This is a genomic window from Roseobacter sp. EG26 (genome assembly GCF_049830555.1).
Lineage (GTDB): Bacteria > Pseudomonadota > Alphaproteobacteria > Rhodobacterales > Rhodobacteraceae > Roseobacter.
Window position 1 is genome coordinate 133,126 of sequence record NZ_JBNBLH010000009.1, and the last position, 19,396, is coordinate 152,521.

Annotated in this window: 15 protein-coding genes and 2 pseudogenes; 5 read left to right on the plus strand and 12 right to left on the minus strand. The window is 53.4% G+C overall.

Annotated elements, in window-relative coordinates:
* From ACOTTU_RS19180 to ACOTTU_RS19235, 12 genes and pseudogenes are all read right to left on the minus strand, one after another.
* Nucleotides 1–1,898, minus strand: a 1,898-nt coding sequence (locus tag ACOTTU_RS19180) for a calcium-binding protein (RefSeq protein WP_425660262.1), incomplete at its 3' end; no start/stop codon positions are given.
* Between the two features lie 66 nt (nt 1,899–1,964).
* Nucleotides 1,965–2,450, minus strand: a pseudogene (locus ACOTTU_RS19185) (calcium-binding protein); the annotation flags it as partial.
* Nucleotides 2,451–3,136: 686 nt separating this feature from the next.
* Nucleotides 3,137–3,370, minus strand: a pseudogene (locus ACOTTU_RS19190) (integrase); the annotation flags it as partial.
* A 62-nt stretch (nt 3,371–3,432) separates the two neighbouring features.
* The gene (locus ACOTTU_RS19195; protein WP_425660222.1) at nt 3,433–3,570 is read right to left on the minus strand and encodes a hypothetical protein; all 138 of its coding nucleotides are present in this window, start codon (nt 3,568–3,570) and stop codon (nt 3,433–3,435) included.
* 37 nt (nt 3,571–3,607) lie between these two features.
* A complete protein-coding gene (locus tag ACOTTU_RS19200) occupies nt 3,608–4,681 on the minus strand; it encodes a 2Fe-2S iron-sulfur cluster-binding protein (protein WP_425660224.1) in 1,074 nt (357 codons plus the stop codon).
* Nucleotides 4,678–5,832 (minus strand): aromatic ring-hydroxylating oxygenase subunit alpha, encoded by a 1,155-nt coding sequence (locus tag ACOTTU_RS19205; RefSeq protein WP_425660226.1) that lies wholly within the window; start codon nt 5,830–5,832, stop codon nt 4,678–4,680. The genes ACOTTU_RS19200 and ACOTTU_RS19205 overlap by 4 nt, the downstream gene beginning before the upstream one ends.
* Nucleotides 5,833–5,835: 3 nt before the next feature.
* A complete protein-coding gene (locus ACOTTU_RS19210) occupies nt 5,836–6,087 on the minus strand; it encodes a hypothetical protein (protein ID WP_425660228.1) in 252 nt (83 codons plus the stop codon).
* The gene (locus tag ACOTTU_RS19215) at nt 6,084–6,719 is read right to left on the minus strand and encodes a TetR/AcrR family transcriptional regulator (RefSeq protein ID WP_425660230.1); all 636 of its coding nucleotides are present in this window, start codon (nt 6,717–6,719) and stop codon (nt 6,084–6,086) included. The genes ACOTTU_RS19210 and ACOTTU_RS19215 overlap by 4 nt, the downstream gene beginning before the upstream one ends.
* Nucleotides 6,720–6,777: 58 nt before the next feature.
* Nucleotides 6,778–7,905, minus strand: a complete 1,128-nt coding sequence (locus ACOTTU_RS19220) for a lyase family protein (protein ID WP_425660232.1) — start codon at nt 7,903–7,905, stop codon at nt 6,778–6,780.
* On the minus strand, nt 7,898–9,412 hold the full coding sequence (locus ACOTTU_RS19225; RefSeq protein WP_425660234.1) for a tripartite tricarboxylate transporter permease: 1,515 nt from the start codon (nt 9,410–9,412) through the stop codon (nt 7,898–7,900). Before ACOTTU_RS19225 ends, ACOTTU_RS19220 begins: the two co-directional genes overlap by 8 nt.
* A 5-nt stretch (nt 9,413–9,417) precedes the next feature.
* Nucleotides 9,418–9,888, minus strand: a complete 471-nt coding sequence (locus ACOTTU_RS19230) for a tripartite tricarboxylate transporter TctB family protein (RefSeq protein ID WP_425660236.1) — start codon at nt 9,886–9,888, stop codon at nt 9,418–9,420.
* Between the two features lie 77 nt (nt 9,889–9,965).
* Nucleotides 9,966–10,925, minus strand: a complete 960-nt coding sequence (locus ACOTTU_RS19235) for a tripartite tricarboxylate transporter substrate binding protein (protein ID WP_425660238.1) — start codon at nt 10,923–10,925, stop codon at nt 9,966–9,968.
* Between the two features lie 103 nt (nt 10,926–11,028).
* Here ACOTTU_RS19235 and ACOTTU_RS19240 point away from each other — a divergent pair, with 103 nt between their 5' ends.
* The 5 genes from ACOTTU_RS19240 to ACOTTU_RS19260 all read left to right on the plus strand — a co-directional run bounded on the left by ACOTTU_RS19240 (nt 11,029) and on the right by ACOTTU_RS19260 (nt 18,869).
* On the plus strand, nt 11,029–11,949 hold the full coding sequence (locus ACOTTU_RS19240; protein ID WP_425660240.1) for a LysR family transcriptional regulator: 921 nt from the start codon (nt 11,029–11,031) through the stop codon (nt 11,947–11,949).
* Between the two features lie 280 nt (nt 11,950–12,229).
* Nucleotides 12,230–12,697: a GNAT family N-acetyltransferase gene (locus ACOTTU_RS19245; RefSeq protein WP_425660242.1), complete on the plus strand. Its 468-nt coding sequence runs from the start codon at nt 12,230–12,232 to the stop codon at nt 12,695–12,697.
* Between the two features lie 549 nt (nt 12,698–13,246).
* The gene (locus ACOTTU_RS19250; protein WP_425660244.1) at nt 13,247–14,041 is read left to right on the plus strand and encodes a hypothetical protein; all 795 of its coding nucleotides are present in this window, start codon (nt 13,247–13,249) and stop codon (nt 14,039–14,041) included.
* A complete protein-coding gene (locus tag ACOTTU_RS19255; protein ID WP_425660246.1) occupies nt 14,038–17,007 on the plus strand; it encodes an ankyrin repeat domain-containing protein in 2,970 nt (989 codons plus the stop codon). The genes ACOTTU_RS19250 and ACOTTU_RS19255 overlap by 4 nt, the downstream gene beginning before the upstream one ends.
* Complete coding sequence (locus ACOTTU_RS19260; protein ID WP_425660248.1) at nt 17,004–18,869, plus strand: hypothetical protein; 1,866 nt, start codon at nt 17,004–17,006, stop codon at nt 18,867–18,869. The genes ACOTTU_RS19255 and ACOTTU_RS19260 overlap by 4 nt, the downstream gene beginning before the upstream one ends.
* Nucleotides 18,870–19,396 lie beyond the last annotated feature (527 nt).

Below are 19,396 nucleotides of genomic sequence, written 5' to 3' on the forward strand. Positions count from 1 at the left end.
CCATCCCCGTTGAAGTCGAACTGGAAGCGGTCCTCATAGTCGATCAGCGCCGCGAAGTCCTGGTCAGAGATGACCTCGTTCGACACCCATGCGCCGGAGGCATCCGCGTTCCAGATCGAATACAGCCCGCCGCCCTGCCACAGAACACTGTAGCCGTCCGCGCCGTTGGAGCCCGCGTGCAGCGCCTGCCAGCCATCAAAGCTCTGCGGGCCCACGGTCGCGCCGAGGTAGCTGAGCTCAAACGTGTCGCCGCCGTCCACAATCTGGTAGATGCCGCGGGTGTTTGCCTGCAGCCCGATGCCCACCGTGTCGATGTCAGTGATCGTGTGGCCGAGCGTCTCATCCCCGTTGAAGTCGAACTGGAAGCGGTCCTCATAGTCGATCAGCGCCGCGAAGTCCTGGTCAGAGATGACCTCGTTCGACACCCATGCGCCGGAGGCATCCGCGTTCCAGATCGAATACAGCCCGCCGCCCTGCCACAGAACACTGTAGCCGTCCGCGCCGTTGGAGCCCGCGTGCAGCGCCTGCCAGCCGTCAAAGCTCTGCGGGCCCACGGTCGCGCCGAGGTAGCTGAGTTGGATAGATGCAATTTCGTTCGTTACCTGATAGACGCCCTCACCGCTGACCTGAAGACCGATCCCTTCGTTCTCAATAGAAACCGCTTCGGGGTCAGGGGCCGCGACATAGTCGAGCAATTCAAAACTCCAGAGCGGTCCGTCGACGAAGTCAATAACAGAAATTTCGTGGTCAAAGCTCAGGTACTGATTTTCAACGGTGATTGTGCTGCCGTTGGTGTGTGTCAAAATCAGGTCGTTGCCGTCACGGTGCGCCGAAATATCGTCTGGCGTGATGCCGGCCTCGAAAACAACAGCGTCCCATGGTCTGACAAAACCATCGCCAGTGTTATAGGCGGTGTCAAAATTGTCGATGGTGTCATGGCCCCATGGATCCACTCCGAACCAGTAGATATCCTCGCGCTCACCGCCGATTAAACGATCGTTGCCGGCCTCGCCGATCAACTGGTCCCGCCCGGTGCCTCCATTCAGTTCATCATCGCCATCAAAGCCCCAGAGGATGTCATCTCCGGAAGCACCAAAAAGGCGGTCGTTACCGAGGCCGCCGTCCAGGTTATCGTTCCCAAGACCCCCCGCCAGGAAATCGTCACCATTCTCCCCGCGCAACACATCATCGCCTGCGTCGCCTGACAGATCATCGTTTCCGTCACCGCCATAGAGAAAGTCATCTCCTCCCAAACCCCGCAGCGTGTCGTTGCCTCCTTCTCCGAACAGTACGTCACGCCACGTATTGCCACCTCCTGCGGAAATGCCGGAAAGGGTATCGTCACTCCCAGTGCCTGTTTGCGTAAAAATGAGGTCACTGGCTGTAAGTACCGTGCCATCTGCAAAGTGTGCTTCGCCACGCTGGTAATCGCTGCCAGAAAAGAAGTTTTCGACCGTGATGCTGTCGCCGTTCGAATGCTGAAGCAGAAGATCCAAGCCGTCGCGGCTGGCGATGATGTCCTCAGCAAAGATGCCTGCGCCGAACTCGATGACATCTGTGCCGCTCGCTCCAAATCCCTGATAGAAGCTGAGAGTGTCATTCCCCCAGCCCAGATCAAAGTGGTACACATCGTTTCCTGCACCACCACTCAGTCGGTCGTTTCCTGCCCCTCCGCTGAGCCGGTCGTCGCCTTCATGCGCAAAGAGAATATCATTCCCCGCGCCGCCGATCAGGATATCGTTGTCATTAAATCCATACAGCTTGTCGTCGCCGTCTCCACCGTCAAGGGTGTCATCGCCGTCATTGCCGCGGAGCGTATCATTCCCGCCCAGTCCGTTCAGGACATCGTTGCCCGCTGTACCTTCCAGAAAATCGTTATTCTCGGTGCCTGTTGGCATAGCAATCAGATCACTGGCTGTAAGTACCGTGCCATCTGCAAAGCGTACTTCGCCATGCTGGTGATTGCTTGTGAAAAAGAAATTTTCGACCCTGATGCTGTCGCCATTCGAGTGCTTCAGCACAAGATCCATGCTCGCGATCTCGCTCAAGGATGCGCGGCTGGCGGTGAAGTCATTAAAAAAGATGCCTGCGCCGAACTCAATGACATCTGTGCTGCTCGCCCCAAATCCCTGATAGAAGCTGAGCGTGTCATTCCCCCAGCCCAGATCAAAGTGGTACACATCGTTTCCTGCACCACCATCCAGTCGGTCGTTTCCTGCCCCTCCGCTGAGCCGGTCGTCGCCTTCATGCGCAAAGAGAATATCATTCCCCGCGCCGCCGATCAGGATATCGTTGTCATTAAATCCATACAGCTTGTCGTCGCCGTCTCCACCGTCAAGGGTGTCATCGCCGTCATTGCCGCGGAGCGTATCATTCCCGCCCAGTCCGTTCAGGACGTCATTCGCTGCCGTACCTTCCAGAATATCGTCGTTCTCGGTTCCGTTAATCATTACATCCCACTCCAGTATTCATCGTCTGTAACCGACATATTCACCGTGCTATCCCTAATCTGCCGAACACTCAAAGGTGCCGCAGCTCAAACCTGACTGAATAACTCGGATTATTCTGCGAGACACACACACAATGGAGTGGCCGTGGAATCCAGCTCTTTTCACCATCTTTCAGATCAAGTTTTTCAAGGTGTGAAGAGGGTTCTGTTATCGAAGTCATCAATTTGTGGTTTTTTTTATTTTTTTCTCGCTTCGCATAAAAGGGCAGATCGTTGAACAACCTTAACATAAGTTAACTTCAATCCCTCTTTCCAGACTTTTTCTCTTTGATTTCAAAATTCTCGCCTTAGTTGCATCGCAGACTTCGGCTTAACGTATCCTTGGCAAAAATCGACCATAAAAATGGTGATTGTGGAAAACTCGATGCCACAAGTCAAACAAGAGTCGCTCTTTCGAAGCCATAAGGCGCGCATGATTCGGAAGCCACGGTCGTGTCGTGCGCCTCGCTGAGCCTCCCCATTTTAATGGGTCCGTCATTACGTTTAGGAAACGGATGATCAGAGAATGGCAAGCCAGCCACCGAAGCCTGAAGAGATTGTCTCGAAGCTACGAGAAGCTGAAGTTCTGATGGGGCAAGGCAGGCTGCGCCTGGGTGCGTTCAGGCAGATTAACGTTTTTGAAACGACCCATTGGTGCGTCGAGATGTGCAGGCGCTCATGAAGTCGACCAGGCCACAGGTATTCTGATCCGACCATCAATTCGTCCACCCATTTCTGGATAGAAGCACGTGTCCCTTCGGAAATCTCAAAACGCAAAGGTTTCTGCGTTTTACTCTGCAGTACTGACGTCCGATTTTTGATTTGGCCAGAAGCCATGATGTCGACGACTTTCATTTTCACTAAGTCACAACCGCGAAGTTTCTGTCGATCGCCATTCAGCTCTGCAGCAGGATGCGGGCCCACCAGGTGAGGTATATTTCGCCTTAGTCTGTTTTCCCAATGATTGCGCCTGCAAACAGAGCCGCCAAGGAAGCAATCCAGATCGTCAGGACGTTGCTGTAGAACACTTCGCCATAGACCCCGAGAGTGAAGCTTACCGGCCAGGATGCCGATGCTAGCATGATCGTCGCCGTGAAAAATAAACTGGCTTCGTTGCCGTCAAATCGCCTCGTCATAACTGAGTGAAATCTCTCTTGTTGCGGGCACGGATTGGCAGGTCAAGATTGCCCCTTTGGCAATATCTCCATCTTCCAACGCCATTCGCGCGCGCATCTGGACTTCGCCACTGGCCAAACTGGCCTGACAGGCACCACAGACACCGGATTGGCAAGAAAACGGCGGTTTCAGGCCCGCTGCCTTGGCCGCCTCCAGCACGGTTTGCCCTTTGGCAATATCAATTGAATGGGTCTTTCCGCCCAATGTCACTTCCGCCTTTGCGGCCATACCCTCGATGCTTGTGTCCAGTTCAGCCGTGCCGCCATAGCTTTCCATATGGATGCGGCCCGCGGGCACGTCGAAAGACATCAGCGCATCTTTCACGGCCTTGTTCATCCCGCCGGGACCGCAGACGTAGTACTGAGCATCCTGCGCATAAGGCGGGTTCTCGGTGATCAGTGCGCCGATCGCCTCTTTGTCCACGATGCCCTTACGCCAATATTCTGCGCTGGACCACCAGCGGGGTTTGGAGAAAACATGGTGGATCGACATGCGATTGGGATGTGCCTCCCAAAGGGCGTTCAATTCGTCTTCTAGCAGGATACTGTTTTCATTGTTGTTGCCGTAGACAAGATGCGCAAACGAATTGGGCTCTGCTGTCATGACGGAACTCAGCATCGCATAAAGCGGCGTGATGCCTGAACCAGCCCCAAAGAAGTAATGCGTGCGCCGCGCTGTAGCGCCAGGATCGAGACAGAAGCCTCCGAATGGGGGCATGACTTCGATCATGTTACCCGTTTTCAAGGTATCATTGATGTAGTTGCTGACCACGCCGTCTTTGACTCGCTTCACCGTGATCCGCAGGGGATCGCCAGTGAAAGGTGAGGAGGAGATAGAGTAGCTGCGGCGCTGTTCCACACCATTGAGGTGAAAGCGGAACGACAGGTGCTGACCCGCGCGCCACTTGAAAGCATCCTGCACGGCGTCGGGCACGCCGAACATGACCGTCTTGGCCATGCCGCCGATTTCCTCGCGGGTGTCCAGAACGGTCAAGGGGTGGAAGTTGCGCTGGCTCATTTGGTTTCTCCCAACCATTTCAGAACAACTTTCTGGTGTTGGGTCACCGGGCTTTCACCAGCTGCGGCTGGGCCCGTTTCGAAGTACGGAGATTTCAGTGATTTCTGCTGCTGCTCACAGGCGTAGATATCCTCGCCAGTGAAGTCGCCTGCGACCATAGGGTCGTCCTCGCTCATGGCGTCATGGGCTTCGTATTTGCCGCTCAGGCCGAATTTGGTCCAGAACATCGAAGACCTCATTGATTGCTTAGCAAACTCCCAGTCGGAACTGCCCGACACCCGTCCGCGATTGCTGACCCGCGTCAGTTCAGGTCCAAGAGGCTCTATGATGAAGATATTCCAGCCTTCCTCAGAGCCTGCCAGTCCGATCCCAGGGAACAGCATGGGGACCCAAGCGCCGTTCATGTCTTTTGGGATCACCCTTGGTGCAATCAGCTTTTTCTCCTGATCTTTCAGGTAGTCGTCCACTGGTGGTTCCCAGAACATGTAGTGAGGACCTTCCCAGTGATATTTGGCTGCCTTGTGGTCGTACATCTTCAGCGTGTTCGAATGCAGGTGGCTTAGGTGGTAGACGTCGATGTAGTTTTCAACGACCACCTTCCAGTTGGCCTTGATCTCGTAGCTGTTGTTCAACTCTTCATATTCCACCAGCTCCTCGGGTACATGCGGGCCGATATGTGGCTCAACTGGACCAAACCACTCGGCAATCGACGGTGCCTCCGGGTCGGGATGTACAAAAATCATCGACTTCCAGACATCAACCTTTGCAGGTTTCAATCCGAGGCAGGATTTGTCGACCTGGCCGAACTCTTCCTGCTCTTCAGGCACCGAAATCAGGTTACCCTCAAGATCGTAGGTCCAGTCGTGATAGGGGCACGTCAGCGCCATTTGTGTCTTGCCAACCGCGCGGATCAACTGAGTGCCGCGGTGGCGGCAGATGTTGTGGAAAGCGCGCAGGCGGCGGTCTCGGCCCATCACGACAAAGATGTTGTTCAGCCCGGCCTGCACGGTGATGTATTGGCCCGGTTCGCCGACATCCTCCATGAACCCAGCGTAGCGCCAGGTTTTCGAAAAGATGTCGCGCATTTCGCGATCGAACCAGTCTTGCGATGTGTAAGCTTCGACCGGCAAAAGGTGCAATTTGCGTGTCATGGATCAACCTCCGACAGGAAAGAAATCAAGAGCTACCAGCATCAGGCCCAGAACCACCCAGGCTATCTGGATCAACCAGAACAAGATCGGGTCGTCGTCGCGGATCACGTCAGACAGAAAGAATGCGTGCCCAGAATAGAAGTTCGGGATCGTCCAATAGATGAACAAGAGCCCCCATAACGATTGATAGCCAAGCGCCGTGGCGATCATCAGCGCGGCAAAGGTGACGTAGTTGAACAGGCGGGCTTGTGTCATGATGGCTGATCCAGTTTTTCTAGAAGCTCATGGGCTAGACCTCTGGCGTGGTTTTGCCAGCTTTTCGGCATATCCAGGGGGGCCAGCGACGTTAGGTTGAAGTAAAGCGCCATGATCCCGTGGGCCGCGGCACCCAGTGCGGCATCATCCGCGTCACCATGGTCGCGTCGCAGTGTGTCTGCGATGGCCGCTTCAAAATCCAGAAGTGTCTCTCGACATCGTTGTCGCAGCTTTGCATCATCTAACGACCGGGCAGTAAGTGCTGCGAAGGCCAGCACCATATCCGGCTCGGACACGGCATCTTCTGAAAACAGCAAGTCGACAAGAGCGCTTGAAGGCCTTTCGTTCGGCAGGCAAGAAACCATGGCTGCGGTCTGATCGTCAAAGCTCTTGAGAACGAAGTCGGTCAAACCCGTGATCATGTCTTCGCGGTTCCCAACATGATGCCGGATCAGGGGGCGGGTAAGGCGGGCTTCCTTGGCAATATGCGACAAGGACGCGCCATCCAGCCCGTAGCGTGCGACGCAACGCACGAAGCCCTTCATCACTTGGATATAGCGTTCATCTCGATTTGTCGGGCGTCCGGCCATGTTCCATCCGTTCCAATTGGGCGCACCAACATGGTGCCGCATTGGGTTGCACGTAAGATGGATTATATTAACTGTCAATAGTGACAATAAATTAACTCAGCTAAGAGCCAGACGCATCAACTTGCGTGGTATCTTCCCGGTTCGATGCGGTCACGGCCTCAGCCCGATCTCCCATTCGTTCGGCGTGAAAAGTGACATCCGAAAGTAGGGTTTCAGCCCAGGACACCGCGCCGGACGTCAGCAAGAAGACTTCGGGAACAAGAGTCCATTCGCCGATCCAGGCACCTCCGGATCTTTCATGTTGGTGCAGAGTGAACTCGCCAATCTGCTCGGCGCGTTGCCGGCCAAGCCGTGCAACAGCTTCCAAGAATTCTGAGGCTCTCTGGTTACGTTTGTGGTGCATCGAGGATGACGCGCCCTTGCCGTTCACATGACCTTCGGACACTTCGGCGATGTCGGAGGAAGACATAAGGTTGATATTATGGCCAATCTTGCACAGCGACCCACAAAGAAGGCCAAGCGTCGCCAGAATTTCGGCCACGCCGTCGCGTGCGCTTTGCCAATGAGGGTCAACCATTCCCAAGCTCAGTTTCTCGGCCATGGCCGACTTGACGCTTTCCCCCATGCCGCTTTCATATCCACGAAGGTCACCGACTGGTCCACCGACCTGAACGTTCAGACCACGGGAAGCCGCAAATTCCATCGCCTCCAACCTTCGCAGCAATTCCGATCGCCAGACCCGCAACTTTGCCGACAACGCGATTGGCAAAGCGTGCTGGCCATTGGTCCGCCCGATCAGCACCGTCGAGGAATGCGCGGCGATATGGGCATCAAGCAGACCAGTCACCCGGATTGTACTGCTCCGGATGCCCTCCAGCCCCAATTTCATCTGTATTACCATGGCGGTGTCCATGATGTCTTGCGTGGTAGAGTTGAAATGCACGTGGTTTGCATGCGTCGGGACAAGCACGCGAAGCTGTTTCACGAGGCCGATAATTGGGCGACCAACCAGGGCCATTTCGGCTGCCAGATCTTCCACGTCCAGTTCGGATACGCTGATCGCCTCCATCGCTGTTGCCGCGTCGTTCGGGATCACGCCCAGGTCTGCCTGACATCGGGCGAGAACTTGCTCCGCTTTGAGCCACGTCGAAATCGTCGCATGCTCTGACCAGATGTCGCGCATCTCGGAGGACGAAAAGCAGTCACGATAGATGCGAGATTCAAGCATCGCCCAACCCTCCGTCCGCGACTTGCCGTTCTTTTAGGATCGAGCGGATGCGGAACCCCATTGCGGCCAGCCCAAGCAGCAGGAACGCGGCGGCGATGGGACGTTCCACGAAGATCAGAGCACCCCCGTCAGACATGAGCAGGGATTGCCTGAAGGTTTCTTCCGCCCCTTTTGCAAGTACGAAGGAGATGACGAAAGCCGCGACATTGAAATCATACTTTCGCATCAACCAGCCGACGAACCCGGCGATGGTCATCACGGTGACATCAAACATCGATCCGCGCGCTGAATAAGAAGCAACAAAAGCTGTCATGAAAATCAACGGGTAGAGCACGTTGACCGGCACTTTGAGGATCAGACGGGCAACCTGTGTGGCCCCGAAATATCCAATGATGCCATAGGCAAGAATGCCGAGCATACCACAGGCAAACAGCTGATAGACCAGTTCCTTGTCGGTCAGAAACAGGGTCGGCCCAACCTGAATTCCGTGGATTAGAAAGACGCCGAGGAGAATGGCACCGATAGTCGATCCTGGTATGCCAAGCGTCAGAAGAGGGGCCATCGAGGGGCCGGACACGGCGTTGTTTGCAGCCTCTGGGGCGGCGACACCTTCCAATGCACCCTTGCCCCATTGTTCAGAGTTTTTGGCGCGGCGTTTACCTTCGCCATAGGAAATGAAGGCCGCAATGGCCGAGCCCAAACCGGGCAGAACACCAATGCCTGCACCGATGAACCCGCCCCGGACGGCATGGGGGATACAGGGTTTGTATTCTTCGTAGGTCAGAGTGTGACCAGTGGGATCGCTTTCATTTTCCTTGATGTCGCCTTTCGCCTTCTTGCGTTCTTCGAGCTGGGAAAAGACCTCTCCCAACACAAAGACACCGATCATCAATGGGACCAAACCGATACCGTTGGACAGATCGAAAGAGCCGAAGGTGTATCGTTCCTCGCTTGAGATCGGATCAAGGCCGACCATTGCGACGAGAATCCCAAGCAAGGCCGATGCAAGGCCCTTGACGATGGACTTTCCAATCACCGAGCCGATGACCACGAAGGCGGCGAAATAGATCGCAAATGTCTCGGGTGGGCCAATCTTTAGCGCGATGGCGGCGATGAAGCCGACACCGACCACAAGCATGATGTCGCCCATCAGGTCACCAATGACTGAGGAAATCGTCGCCACCTTCATGGCTTTTCCTGCTTTGCCAGCGCGCGCCAGAGGATACCCATCGATCTGCGTCGCCGCGCTGGCTGCGGTGCCTGGGGTGTTGAACAGGATCGCCGCAACAGAACCGCCGTAGCGTCCAGACTTTCCGATGACGTAAAGGAAGGCCAGAGCGAACAATGGCGGCATGTAAAAGGTGATTGGCAGAAGCATCGCAATCGCTGCCGAGGCGGTCAGCCCGGGCGTGGCACCCACGATCATGCCAACTGCAGCTGCAAGGACAATCGCGAAGAGAAGCGTTGGGTCAGTGATGACCGAGAGCAAGGCGGGAAAGATTTCCATTTGAGTTACCCCCGAAGCCAGTCAAGCAAGTCGAACACCTCGCCGTAGGGAGGGAACACACCAAGCAAGACGAAGAAGAGAATGTGGAAGACAAGCGGGCAGACCACAACCGAGGCCGCAAGCCCCACCCAACTGCGAACCCCGAAGATGTACATCACGACAGGAGCGACAATCGCCGTCGGAAGGACATAGCCGAACCAGCGGAACGATTGTTGATAGATCAAAGCCACAGCGAACAGGACAAGAATGTCGAGCGTTCCGCTTTCGCTTTGGCTGTGATCATTGGGGCCGGTCGCGTTTGCCCGGGTGGCGGTCGCAATCATGAGGCCCGAAAGTACCAGCAGCGCCAGAGATGCTGCAAACGGTACAATACCCGCCCAGGTATCTCCGGGGCTGGCACCCGGCACTTGCCAAGCACCCCAGATCGCCAATAGCGCTAGGATGGCCAAGCCGATCCCTTCAGCCATGTTTTGCATGGCAACCTCCTCGTCCGATTACGTTGTGGGTTCGTCGGGCCAGTGCGATCCACTCGCCCGAGGTGCGTTTGGTGCAACTAGTTGGTCAAGCTCTGGACCAAGGGGGCCGCGTCAGCCTTCATAGCAGCAAGACCCGCTTTGGCGTCTGCACCGCTTGCATAAACGGGGCCAGTGCCGCGCTCAGCAAGCAGTTCGGCGAACTGTGGCTTTGCCGCAATCTCAGCGAGTGCAGCTTCCATGGCAGAAATCACTTCGGCAGGGGTGCCCTTTGGGGCAAAGACGATCACCGGAGAGGAGACAGCTGCAAAAGGGACACCCAATTCGCCAAAGGCTGGCACGTCAGACATGATCGTGTCGCGATCTGCACTGTTCACGGCCAACGCGCGCAGTTGCTCTTCAAAGCCGCGCAGCTGTTGAACGCCCAGGAACCCGAAATCGGCCTGTTCTCCAATCAGGGCTGCGCGGGTCGGGCCGCCACCCTTGAACGGCACGTCCTGCGCTTCGATGCCATTGTTGGCCAGAAAGCCCAAGCCCCCGACGTGGTGGAAACCCCCGCGACCGGAATGCGCCCAGCGAAGCGACCCGGGGTTTGCTTTGGCTGCATCGATCACATCCTGAACTGATTGGTAGGGACTGTTTTTTGGTACCATTAGCGAAGTGCGAAGTTGACCTATCTGGGCGACAACCTCAAAGCTCTCAAGCGCGTCGATATCCGTGTCCCGCGTCATCGTGGAAAGTAGGAACGACCCACCTGATGTCATCATCATAGTGTAGCCGTCGGGCCGCGCGCCGACCACTGAGTTTGCGCCGTTCAAGCCACCAGAACCTGGCTTGTTCACGACCACCACCGGCACGTCCAGAATGCCTTCTGCCGCCGCAGAGATCGCCCGTGCGTAAGCGTCCGTGCCACCACCTGCCTTGTAGGGTACCACCAAGTTGATTGGGCGCCTCGGCCATTCTGCTGCAAAAGTTGCGGTTGTGCTGGCGGCGAGCGCGGCACTCGCGGCCATACTCCCTATGAATGTTCTGCGTTTCATTTTGGCTCCTCCGTTTGTTCGATGGTTAATGCATAGCAGAGGTATTGATTGCCAAATTTGCAAATATGACATCTACTGATGCAAAAAAGTAAAGCGATAAACTATGAACATCAAAGCCCTTCGCGCGTTTAGGTTGGCTTTCTCCGAGGGTTCTGTGGCAGCGGCATCCGAGGTCATGCATCTTAGCCAACCCGCCATCAGCCGGTTGATCAGCGGCCTTGAGGCAGAGATCAAACTTCAACTCTTTGATCGATCAGGGAGGAGCCTAACTCCAACAGAAGAAGGAGTAGCATTTTACCGAGAAGCCGGGCGCATACTCGACAATCTTGACGAAGTGCCCCGCATCGCATCGGATATTCGTGCCGGACGTACCGAAAGTCTTCGTATCGTGACGATGCCACGTATTGCACAGTTCTTGTCGGCCCCTGCGGTTGCGATGTTTACGCAAGAGCATCCAGACGTCAGCGTCACCCTGGATGTGCGCGCAAGGCGAGAAGCTGGCAAATGGCTTGCAGGGCGAGAGTATGATATCGGTATTGCGGCTTTGCCCGTCAGCCATCCGGACATAAAGACTGTGCCTCTGGTGCGCGTCCGCGCTTTAGCGATCTTACCGGCGGCACATCCATTGGCCCAAGAGGCATCTGTCACCGCCGATCAGCTTGCGTCAGATACGGTTATCCGACTGATGCAGGGATTGTTGCTACGCGATCAACTGGACGATGCCTTCAATTCGGCTGGCGTTACACCTGACGCAACACATGAAGTCTCATCCTCCCAACTCGCTTGTGCCCTTGTGGCCGAGGGCGCAGGCATAACGATCGCTGACGAAATGGTGGCCAGTGCATTCGGCGACCGCCTTGCGGCCATTCCCTTCGAACCCGAAAGGTGGATGACGTTTGGGCTGCTTCTTCCGAGGAACAGAAAAATACAAAAAACAGCCGAGCAATTTCAGGAAAAACTCGCGGAACACATTGCTCATGTTTGTCGCTCAAGCCTAACGATGCACCTAGTCTCGCGCCAGTAGATCACTTACACGGACGGACGACGACGTTCACATCGAGAAGACCACTGCAGCGTATCGCTCAAGCGGGCCTCGCTTGCCACTATCTTGCATTGCAGCGAGCGGTACAATGCTCTTGCGGCGAACGGCTGCTTTTGGGCAGCCACACCGCAGAACAGTATCCTCCGATGGAAGCCGGCTTGGGACCGTTGACGCGTATCCAACTTATCCAGCCGCCTTGAACGCGTGACACTGCGCGCAGCACCGTGCAACATAGGCCCGAACTAAGTAAGATATAGCAGAGATGAAGCCGTTTGAATTTTTCAGAGCAACCGATACCGACGCAGTTATGCTTAGCAGACTGATTAAGCGAACTATTCGCACATCAAATTCCAAAGACTATGATCAACAGTCAATTGACTTGCTATGCGCCATTTTTGAACCTGAACGGATTGTTGAGAGAATACGAAATGAGCTCATATTCCTTTGTTTTTTGGGTGCCGATCTTGTCGGTACGGTTGGACTGAAACGTGATTATCTGCGCTCCCTATTCGTAGATCCCAACTATCAGAAACAAGGCTTCGGCAAGATGCTTGTCGAAAACATGGAAGGGATTGCGCGGAAAAATGCAATTTCGGAAATCATGCTTCACTCCTCTCTTACGGCGCAGAATTTCTACGCCGCTCTTGGTTATGAATATTTGGAATTCCAATTGCACGATGAAGGCCCCTTCATATTGATGCGAAAAGGGCTGAGCGAAAGTCCGTGTTGAGGGCGCCGCACTGCCGCGAATGATATTATTTTCTACGACGGCTCTGGGCCGTCCATGCTGGGGTGGTACGACCCACTTTGAGAATATGCTGCGATCCATCTAGTGGCCGAAGTGAGCCCTAACCGGGCCCGTCGAATTCATGTCGCGTTCGCTTGCAGCAATTGTCGGCGCAGAAAATCATCGCGCACGCGAAGTGAGACTCTCGCACCTTTCGTTTGCGGTCATTTTGGAGTTTGGTAGCTGGCGCAATCGAGGATAACCAAGGCGGGTGCCGCATTCGAAGTCGGCTGATTTGACCGATAATCGACACAAAATTGAATCTCGGCCGAGCTATGGTAAACTGCGATTGTTTTAATAGCTTTGAGGTCAAACACTCTTTAGATGTGTGAATTTAGGATCGATCGTCGACAGTTCATAACAGGTTGCTGTTGTAGTATCCTGGGTGGTGGTGTCTCGGGTGGAGTCAGCGCTAAGAACGAAGGGCTGTTTTCGGAAGAAGACCTAAAGATTGCGTCTTGTAGTACGCCGCAAGTCAGCGATCTCGACCGAATGCGAACGCTTCAGACCTACAAGAACTTCTCTTCATTGGACGGCGACACCGTAGGTTTTGACTCGAGTGCTGGAAGCCTGCTGACCTATGAGGACTTCGCCTTTGCGTTGGAGTCTGCAGTGTGGAAACGCTCGGACGCCTGGAAAGCAAACGACCCCGGCCCTTGGAAGTTGCTTGTAGGACTCTTCGATGCAGAAAAAGATCTGCGGAACGAAATCATGACCGAGGCGCGGAAATGGACTGGTCCGAATGGCGCCAATTTAGAATTCGTTGAGACTGAAGATGTCGCCAGCGCACATATCAGAATTAGAGTAGAAACAGACTTCAACGATAGCGCCTTGGGCCGTCAAGCCCGCCACCGAAAATTTAGCGGCACCCATACCATGCGGCTGGGATATTTGTCGAACTCAAGAACCAACAGGCGTCAACGGAAGCGCATAATTCAGCACGAATTCGGGCATGTGCTCGGTCTACGCCACGAACATCAGCATCCAGATTCCGGCCTCACATGGAGAACCAACGAAATCGTCGCGGACCATCTCGGTAAAAACTGGGGAAAATGTAACACAAAGGACGTAACGCCCGCCCAGCTCGAAAAACTCTGCGAAGAAAGTGTGAGGTCGTTCTACCTTTCCCACAGTATTTCCGGCCACAAACTAGCTGAATACGATCCGGACTCGGTAATGCTCTATACTTTTCCGGCCAGTTTCAATGACGAAGGCGTCGAAGTAAGTCGATTGAATTTAATATCCCCCAAGGACCTCGATTTTGCAAAGAGGCTATACCCCGCATGAAGGCGGCCTCTCTAATTTTTCTAGTCATTGCGGCGCTTTCGGCTAGCCCTCTGGCGGCACAAATCGCAGATGATCCAAAAGACGCAATTCTGTTTATTTCGTGCGACTTCGTTTTTTCTGATGGTGGGCGGCAACCGGCTTCGGCCGGGACAGGCTTCCTGATCACCAGGTCTGGGCACGTAGTCAGCGCAAAACATGTATTGGCTCCAGTCGTTCCGGATTCAGGCGTCGTTACCGAGTGCAACGGAGCGCGGATCGAGAGAAAAAACAAATCTTTTCCTCTGGTGGAGATTCAGCCATCGCCAGATTTGGACGTAGCAGTGGCCCACTCAGAAGAGCCGCTCGGTGAGGATTTTCCACATCTTGGCTTCTGCGATGCAAACCGCCTCCGCGCCGGCACACCAGATCTCTGGACACTTGGCTTCCCGCTCGACGCGGACATAACACGTGAAGACTTCAAGATAAGAAATTTCACTGGACCGCTCAAGACTTGGACAACTGGAGGAAATATTGTGAAGGGCTACAGCGGCGCTCCGGTTATGGATGCCAGTAATTGGGTTTACGGCTTTGTTGTAGGTGGACAACGTGAGTTGCCAGGATTTAACAATATGGTGCCTGAGAATATCTTCCGGCAATTTGTAAGGCCTGTTGGCCCTGTAATATGCAGCGATGACGAACTAAAGGCAGCGGTTCTATCAGACCAAACGACAAACTACGCAGTCATTACTGGAACTGTAACGGACTCCAATTTCAACGTTGTCTTACCTGGGAATGAAGGCATTGATGTTGAACAATTCGTAGCGGCAATCGTCTCTGGCGTTAGCGTTGAAATCGCAAAATCACAAGTAAACCTAGAGCCTACGGCATCAAAGATTGGAGTAACAGAAGAGACAATAATCAATTTCTTTGAGATATTGGGTAGAACGAATGTCCTGCCAGAAGAGAGAGGCGAAGAGCTAATTCGTATCGCCGTCCAATACACAGAGCTACGAAACCAATGGGAACGATTGGAAACGCCAGACGATCCTGACAGAGGCGACCTAAAAACACGCGCAATTGCTGAATTGGAATCGGGGAATTACGCGTTGGCAGAGAAGCTGATGCGAGACTTCAGGAGCGGGCGGGATGTTTCAAAGAATGGAATTCCAGCTATCGAAACGGACAGTGTAGTCAGTCTTGCTTCGAGTCGAACGCTTCTCCAACGCCCGACAGTGAGTGACCCCGATCACGCCACAGAAGAGCTGGAGTTGTCGGTGGTAGGCCATCCTAGCAACGGAACCTTCTATCATAACGGACTGGAATTGAACGATTACCCATTCATTTGGCGTTCTACTGACACTCTTGAGTACGAACCTGAGCTCTTGGCGGAAATCGGCAGTGCGGCGATTTTTGGCGTTCGAGTCGAAGATCCAGAGGGCGCTTACGACCAAAACACAGTACGAATTGACGTCGTGACATTATCCGAGACAGTTGGAAATCTGAAATTAGATTCCATTGCGCGACTAATATACCAAATCGACCCCAACATAAATCAAGTTGGTAATAATGGTGAGACAGCACTTATGGCGGCTGCTCGAGTTGGAGACTTGAGGTTGGTAAAGCTGCTGATTGAAAACTTCGGAGCGGACGTCAACGTTTCAGCAAAGAGTGGAACGGCTCTAACCAAAGCCATCGAATTCGGCAATTTCGCTGTTATGAGGTATCTGCATGCCGAAGGTGGTGCTGACCTGAACCTGCCCGGCAAACCCACGCACCCAATCGCCCTGCCATGGCGCCCACTTCACTACGCCGTCGCACACAATAGACCAAGGTTCGTCAGCTATTTATTAAGAAACGATGCCGCCCCCAGACTCGCAACTGAGGAAGGCCTATATGATAGCGTAATCGGGTTGGCCATAGATCAGGGAGACGACAAAGTCATAGATGTGTTGCTCGAGGAAGACGACTTCATGTTGGACTCTCCGTACGCTTTTGGAAGAACTCCAGTAGGTGATGCAATACACTCGCGTCAGTACGGCATACTTCGTAAATTGATCCAAAAGGGCGGAGCCAGTCCCAATACGAAAACCGAGGGTTTCAGGCCGCTTGATTTCGCTATCCGGGGAGTTGTTTCGTCTGACGTAGAAGCTGTGAAAATTTTGCTAGAGGAGGGGGCGGACCCCGGCCTCCCCTCGGATGATGGATTGACCCCCTTGTTCGTCGTCTTAGGAGAATCTAACCGTATTATTGAAAACCGAGCTAAGCTATTGGAATTACTTATTGATTTCCAGGCCAACTTTAACGAAAGAAGCAAAACTGGGTATACTCCACTTACACGTGCATTTGACTACGTGAGTAGCGAACCGTCCGAAAACGATATTTTTTTGTCGCCGCACCATATTCGCCGCATGATTATTGATGGGAAGGCAAATGTTTCAGAGAGGACAGACGCGGGGTACGATGCTCTCCTTTATGCAGTGCTTTATGAACATTGGGAAGTCGCAGAGATACTGATCGATAATGGAGCCACGGTCGGTGCCGTAAACTCATTCCCCGGCTACAATGCGCTACAAACCGCTCTCGTTGATCCAGGTGATGTGACCGCAGAAAAGCGCGAAGTAATTCGTAGACTAACCAACGTCACGTCGAATCCCGACGCAATCGACGAATTTGGCAACACAGCGCTCATGTTGGCAGCGAAAAGACAAAAGGGGGAAATCATCGATATGTTGTTGGCGATTGGTTCAAATCAAAGCCTGCAGAACAAACTCTACGATGAAACGGCACTACACATCGCTATTTCCTCCGGCAATCTCGAAGCTGTGAAATCCCTTCTCTATTCGTCCTACTCGCAACCCAACCTGACAGCAAAAACGGATGACGGTCACACCCCCTTGCAATTGGCGAAGGAAACAGTCGATAAGCAAAGAGCAAGCCCGGGAAGTCACAATGACATTCTGAGTTTAATCCAGGAAAACCTGCAATGACTTCTGCGAAAAACGTTGCTCTGTGGTTTCTTAGGAAATGCCGGTTTATTTTACTTTGGAGTTTGCTGCCAATTGCCTTGGTATCGGTTAGTTGGGCTCAGGAAACCACACGGTTTAATGTTGCTTCTGGAGACGATGGAGCACGAATTCCAATCAAATTCGAAACACTTGAGCTGTCTGCTAACGAGACAATTACAATCATAAAAATACCGAAGACGGGAACGATTACTTTCGGCTCAGGCAAGCCCGTGGCCCAGGGTCTGCAGATCAGTCCGAACGATTTGTCACAATTGTACATCTCGACGGAAGGAAGTTTACCATTGGGATCAGCTGCTGGAACCTTTGCGATTGAGGTTCAATATGAGAACAGCACAAGTGAGCTATCAATAGATTTCATTGCGGATTGGCCCCAGATTGCGGGCAATGCAGCTTTGTCTTCTTGCCTCGAGAAAGTATCGCCAGTGAGTGGCCAAATATTGGCACAAGTCAGTGTTTGTATATTTGAGGCTGCCGTGAGCCTAATTTTGCTGGACGAAAGCAAGCACGGTCGTCTTCTGGCAGGTGAACTCCTTTGGGAGGTCGTCGAGGTCGGACTCAAGGCTAACTTGTTGTCAGAGACTGAAGAACTGCTGCTCAGATACGAAGATCATTCTGGACCGATGAGTGAAGAATTCAGTTTGATGTTGCATCGCTCCAATGGAGCTCTTGCTGCAGAGCGTTGGAATAGAGACGATTCTGCAGGTTCCGAAGTCGCCTGGAAGAGAGCAGAATCGCGACTCAAAGACGCCAACCTTGAGCCTCTTCATCATCGCGGAATCTATGATCGTAACCAGTTTGAAATGCTGATCTTGTCAGAGTGGATGTTGTTAGCCTGGGAAAGTGACGACGCGGGGCGGGCCCAGAACTTCGGAGGTCGTGTTGAGAAGTATTTGGATGAACAAAGCGGCTCGCTGGAATACGTCGGTAAGCATTCGCCAGTTGTCAAAATCTTTAGTAATTATCTAAATTGGCAAATCGGCTTGGGCAACTTAGACAAAGCCGAGACTGCTATCAGATCGTTCTCGAAGGCAGTCAGACCCAACACACTCTACTATTTCGCTCAGTATGTGCACCCTGGTAACGGAGACTTAAAGGATAGTGGATTTGGGAATTACTGGCGGAGCTTGGTGAACAATGGACATATAGCAAAGGCTCTTGAGTTTGTTGAGTTTTCGCGGAAAGCCATGGGAGAGTCCGAGGCAAATGAGGATAAAGATCGCTTCGATTTCTTGCCAGCACGCGTAATGCAATTTGCTGCACTATTTGCCGAAAGAAACGGCGACGATCCGAATTATTGGATTGAGAAGACTAAGGCCGTGAATTGGTGGTCAGCTGAAGATATGGGCCACGATGCATATGTTCAATTGGCGTTTCAAGCAATTGAGGACGGGAGAGTAGAGAGAGCGATAGCGCTTCTAGCCAACGTCGAAGACATTCCGCGACCTCCATGGGAAATTCGCGACGCTCACGCTGAAATAGTTGCACGCTTGATTCATGATGGGAAGACAGCTGATGGGGTCAAATATCTATCGAATCTATCGCACGATTTTCGAAGTAATGCGGACCGGGCACCAATAATTGAGGCTCTGGCATCGGTCGGCGAATCCCGTCTCGCCCTGACTTTGGTGGCGGAGAAGGTAGGCTCGGGAGCATTTAGCGCCGAAAAGGTTTGGGCTTTTGCGGTCGGAGAGTTAAGCGCTGGAAACTCAGATAGCGCACTCGATGCAATGATCTTCGCTTCCGACGTCATGCAACTAGACGGAGATCAAAGCTATCTTGCCAAATTGTCGAAACTGGGCGGTCAGGGAACTGTGACCAAGTGACGATTTTGATTTCTCTAACGTAATTGAGACTGCTGCCCGGTGAACTCGTCGAGGCTTGGAAGTACGGCCGCGAATATAATTGCTGCGGTTAGGTGCTGACCCAGCTCCCTGATCCGGGCCGTTCAGGTGTAGAATTCGTTCACGTTTCTTCCTGCTGATTTGGTTGCGGAGAAGGTTCGGATCGGATTCAGCCTATTCCTGTTCCGGTGACTGTCCGCAAACAGGAAATCTTCTGCACCGCGTCAAACACAACACCGCGAGAGCGAGATAATGCTGCGTCAGCGAAACCTCCTGATAGAAGGTCGGGAAAGCCCACACTCCCGACCTCGGGTCGCGCTACAATTTCGCGGGCGCAGCGAATGGCCGGTTCGGTGGAGCTGCACTGCGGCGCAATCTGGTACGGTAATCCTCCCGAAATTTAGGGGTGTGCTGAAGTAGAATTTTCTCAAATGATGAAAGAGGAGATTCTGATGAAGAAATCGAAATACAGCGATGCGCAGATCATGGCGATCCTGAAGCAGGCCGAG

What these genes read in the sequence shown, in the direction of transcription:
- ACOTTU_RS19200 (WP_425660224.1), bottom strand. Translation starts at nt 4,681, where the DNA reads ATGAGCCAGCGCAACTTCCACCCCTTGACCGTTCTGGACACCCGCGAG.
- ACOTTU_RS19255 (WP_425660246.1), top strand. Translation starts at nt 14,038, where the DNA reads ATGAAGGCGGCCTCTCTAATTTTTCTAGTCATTGCGGCGCTTTCGGCT.
- ACOTTU_RS19195 (WP_425660222.1), bottom strand. Translation starts at nt 3,570, where the DNA reads ATGCTAGCATCGGCATCCTGGCCGGTAAGCTTCACTCTCGGGGTCTAT.
- ACOTTU_RS19240 (WP_425660240.1), top strand. Translation starts at nt 11,029, where the DNA reads ATGAACATCAAAGCCCTTCGCGCGTTTAGGTTGGCTTTCTCCGAGGGT.
- ACOTTU_RS19205 (WP_425660226.1), bottom strand. Translation starts at nt 5,832, where the DNA reads ATGACACGCAAATTGCACCTTTTGCCGGTCGAAGCTTACACATCGCAA.
- ACOTTU_RS19215 (WP_425660230.1), bottom strand. Translation starts at nt 6,719, where the DNA reads ATGCGGCACCATGTTGGTGCGCCCAATTGGAACGGATGGAACATGGCC.
- ACOTTU_RS19220 (WP_425660232.1), bottom strand. Translation starts at nt 7,905, where the DNA reads ATGCTTGAATCTCGCATCTATCGTGACTGCTTTTCGTCCTCCGAGATG.
- ACOTTU_RS19260 (WP_425660248.1), top strand. Translation starts at nt 17,004, where the DNA reads ATGACTTCTGCGAAAAACGTTGCTCTGTGGTTTCTTAGGAAATGCCGG.
- ACOTTU_RS19250 (WP_425660244.1), top strand. Translation starts at nt 13,247, where the DNA reads ATGCGAACGCTTCAGACCTACAAGAACTTCTCTTCATTGGACGGCGAC.
- ACOTTU_RS19245 (WP_425660242.1), top strand. Translation starts at nt 12,230, where the DNA reads ATGAAGCCGTTTGAATTTTTCAGAGCAACCGATACCGACGCAGTTATG.
- ACOTTU_RS19210 (WP_425660228.1), bottom strand. Translation starts at nt 6,087, where the DNA reads ATGACACAAGCCCGCCTGTTCAACTACGTCACCTTTGCCGCGCTGATG.
- ACOTTU_RS19225 (WP_425660234.1), bottom strand. Translation starts at nt 9,412, where the DNA reads ATGGAAATCTTTCCCGCCTTGCTCTCGGTCATCACTGACCCAACGCTT.
- ACOTTU_RS19235 (WP_425660238.1), bottom strand. Translation starts at nt 10,925, where the DNA reads ATGAAACGCAGAACATTCATAGGGAGTATGGCCGCGAGTGCCGCGCTC.
- ACOTTU_RS19230 (WP_425660236.1), bottom strand. Translation starts at nt 9,888, where the DNA reads ATGCAAAACATGGCTGAAGGGATCGGCTTGGCCATCCTAGCGCTATTG.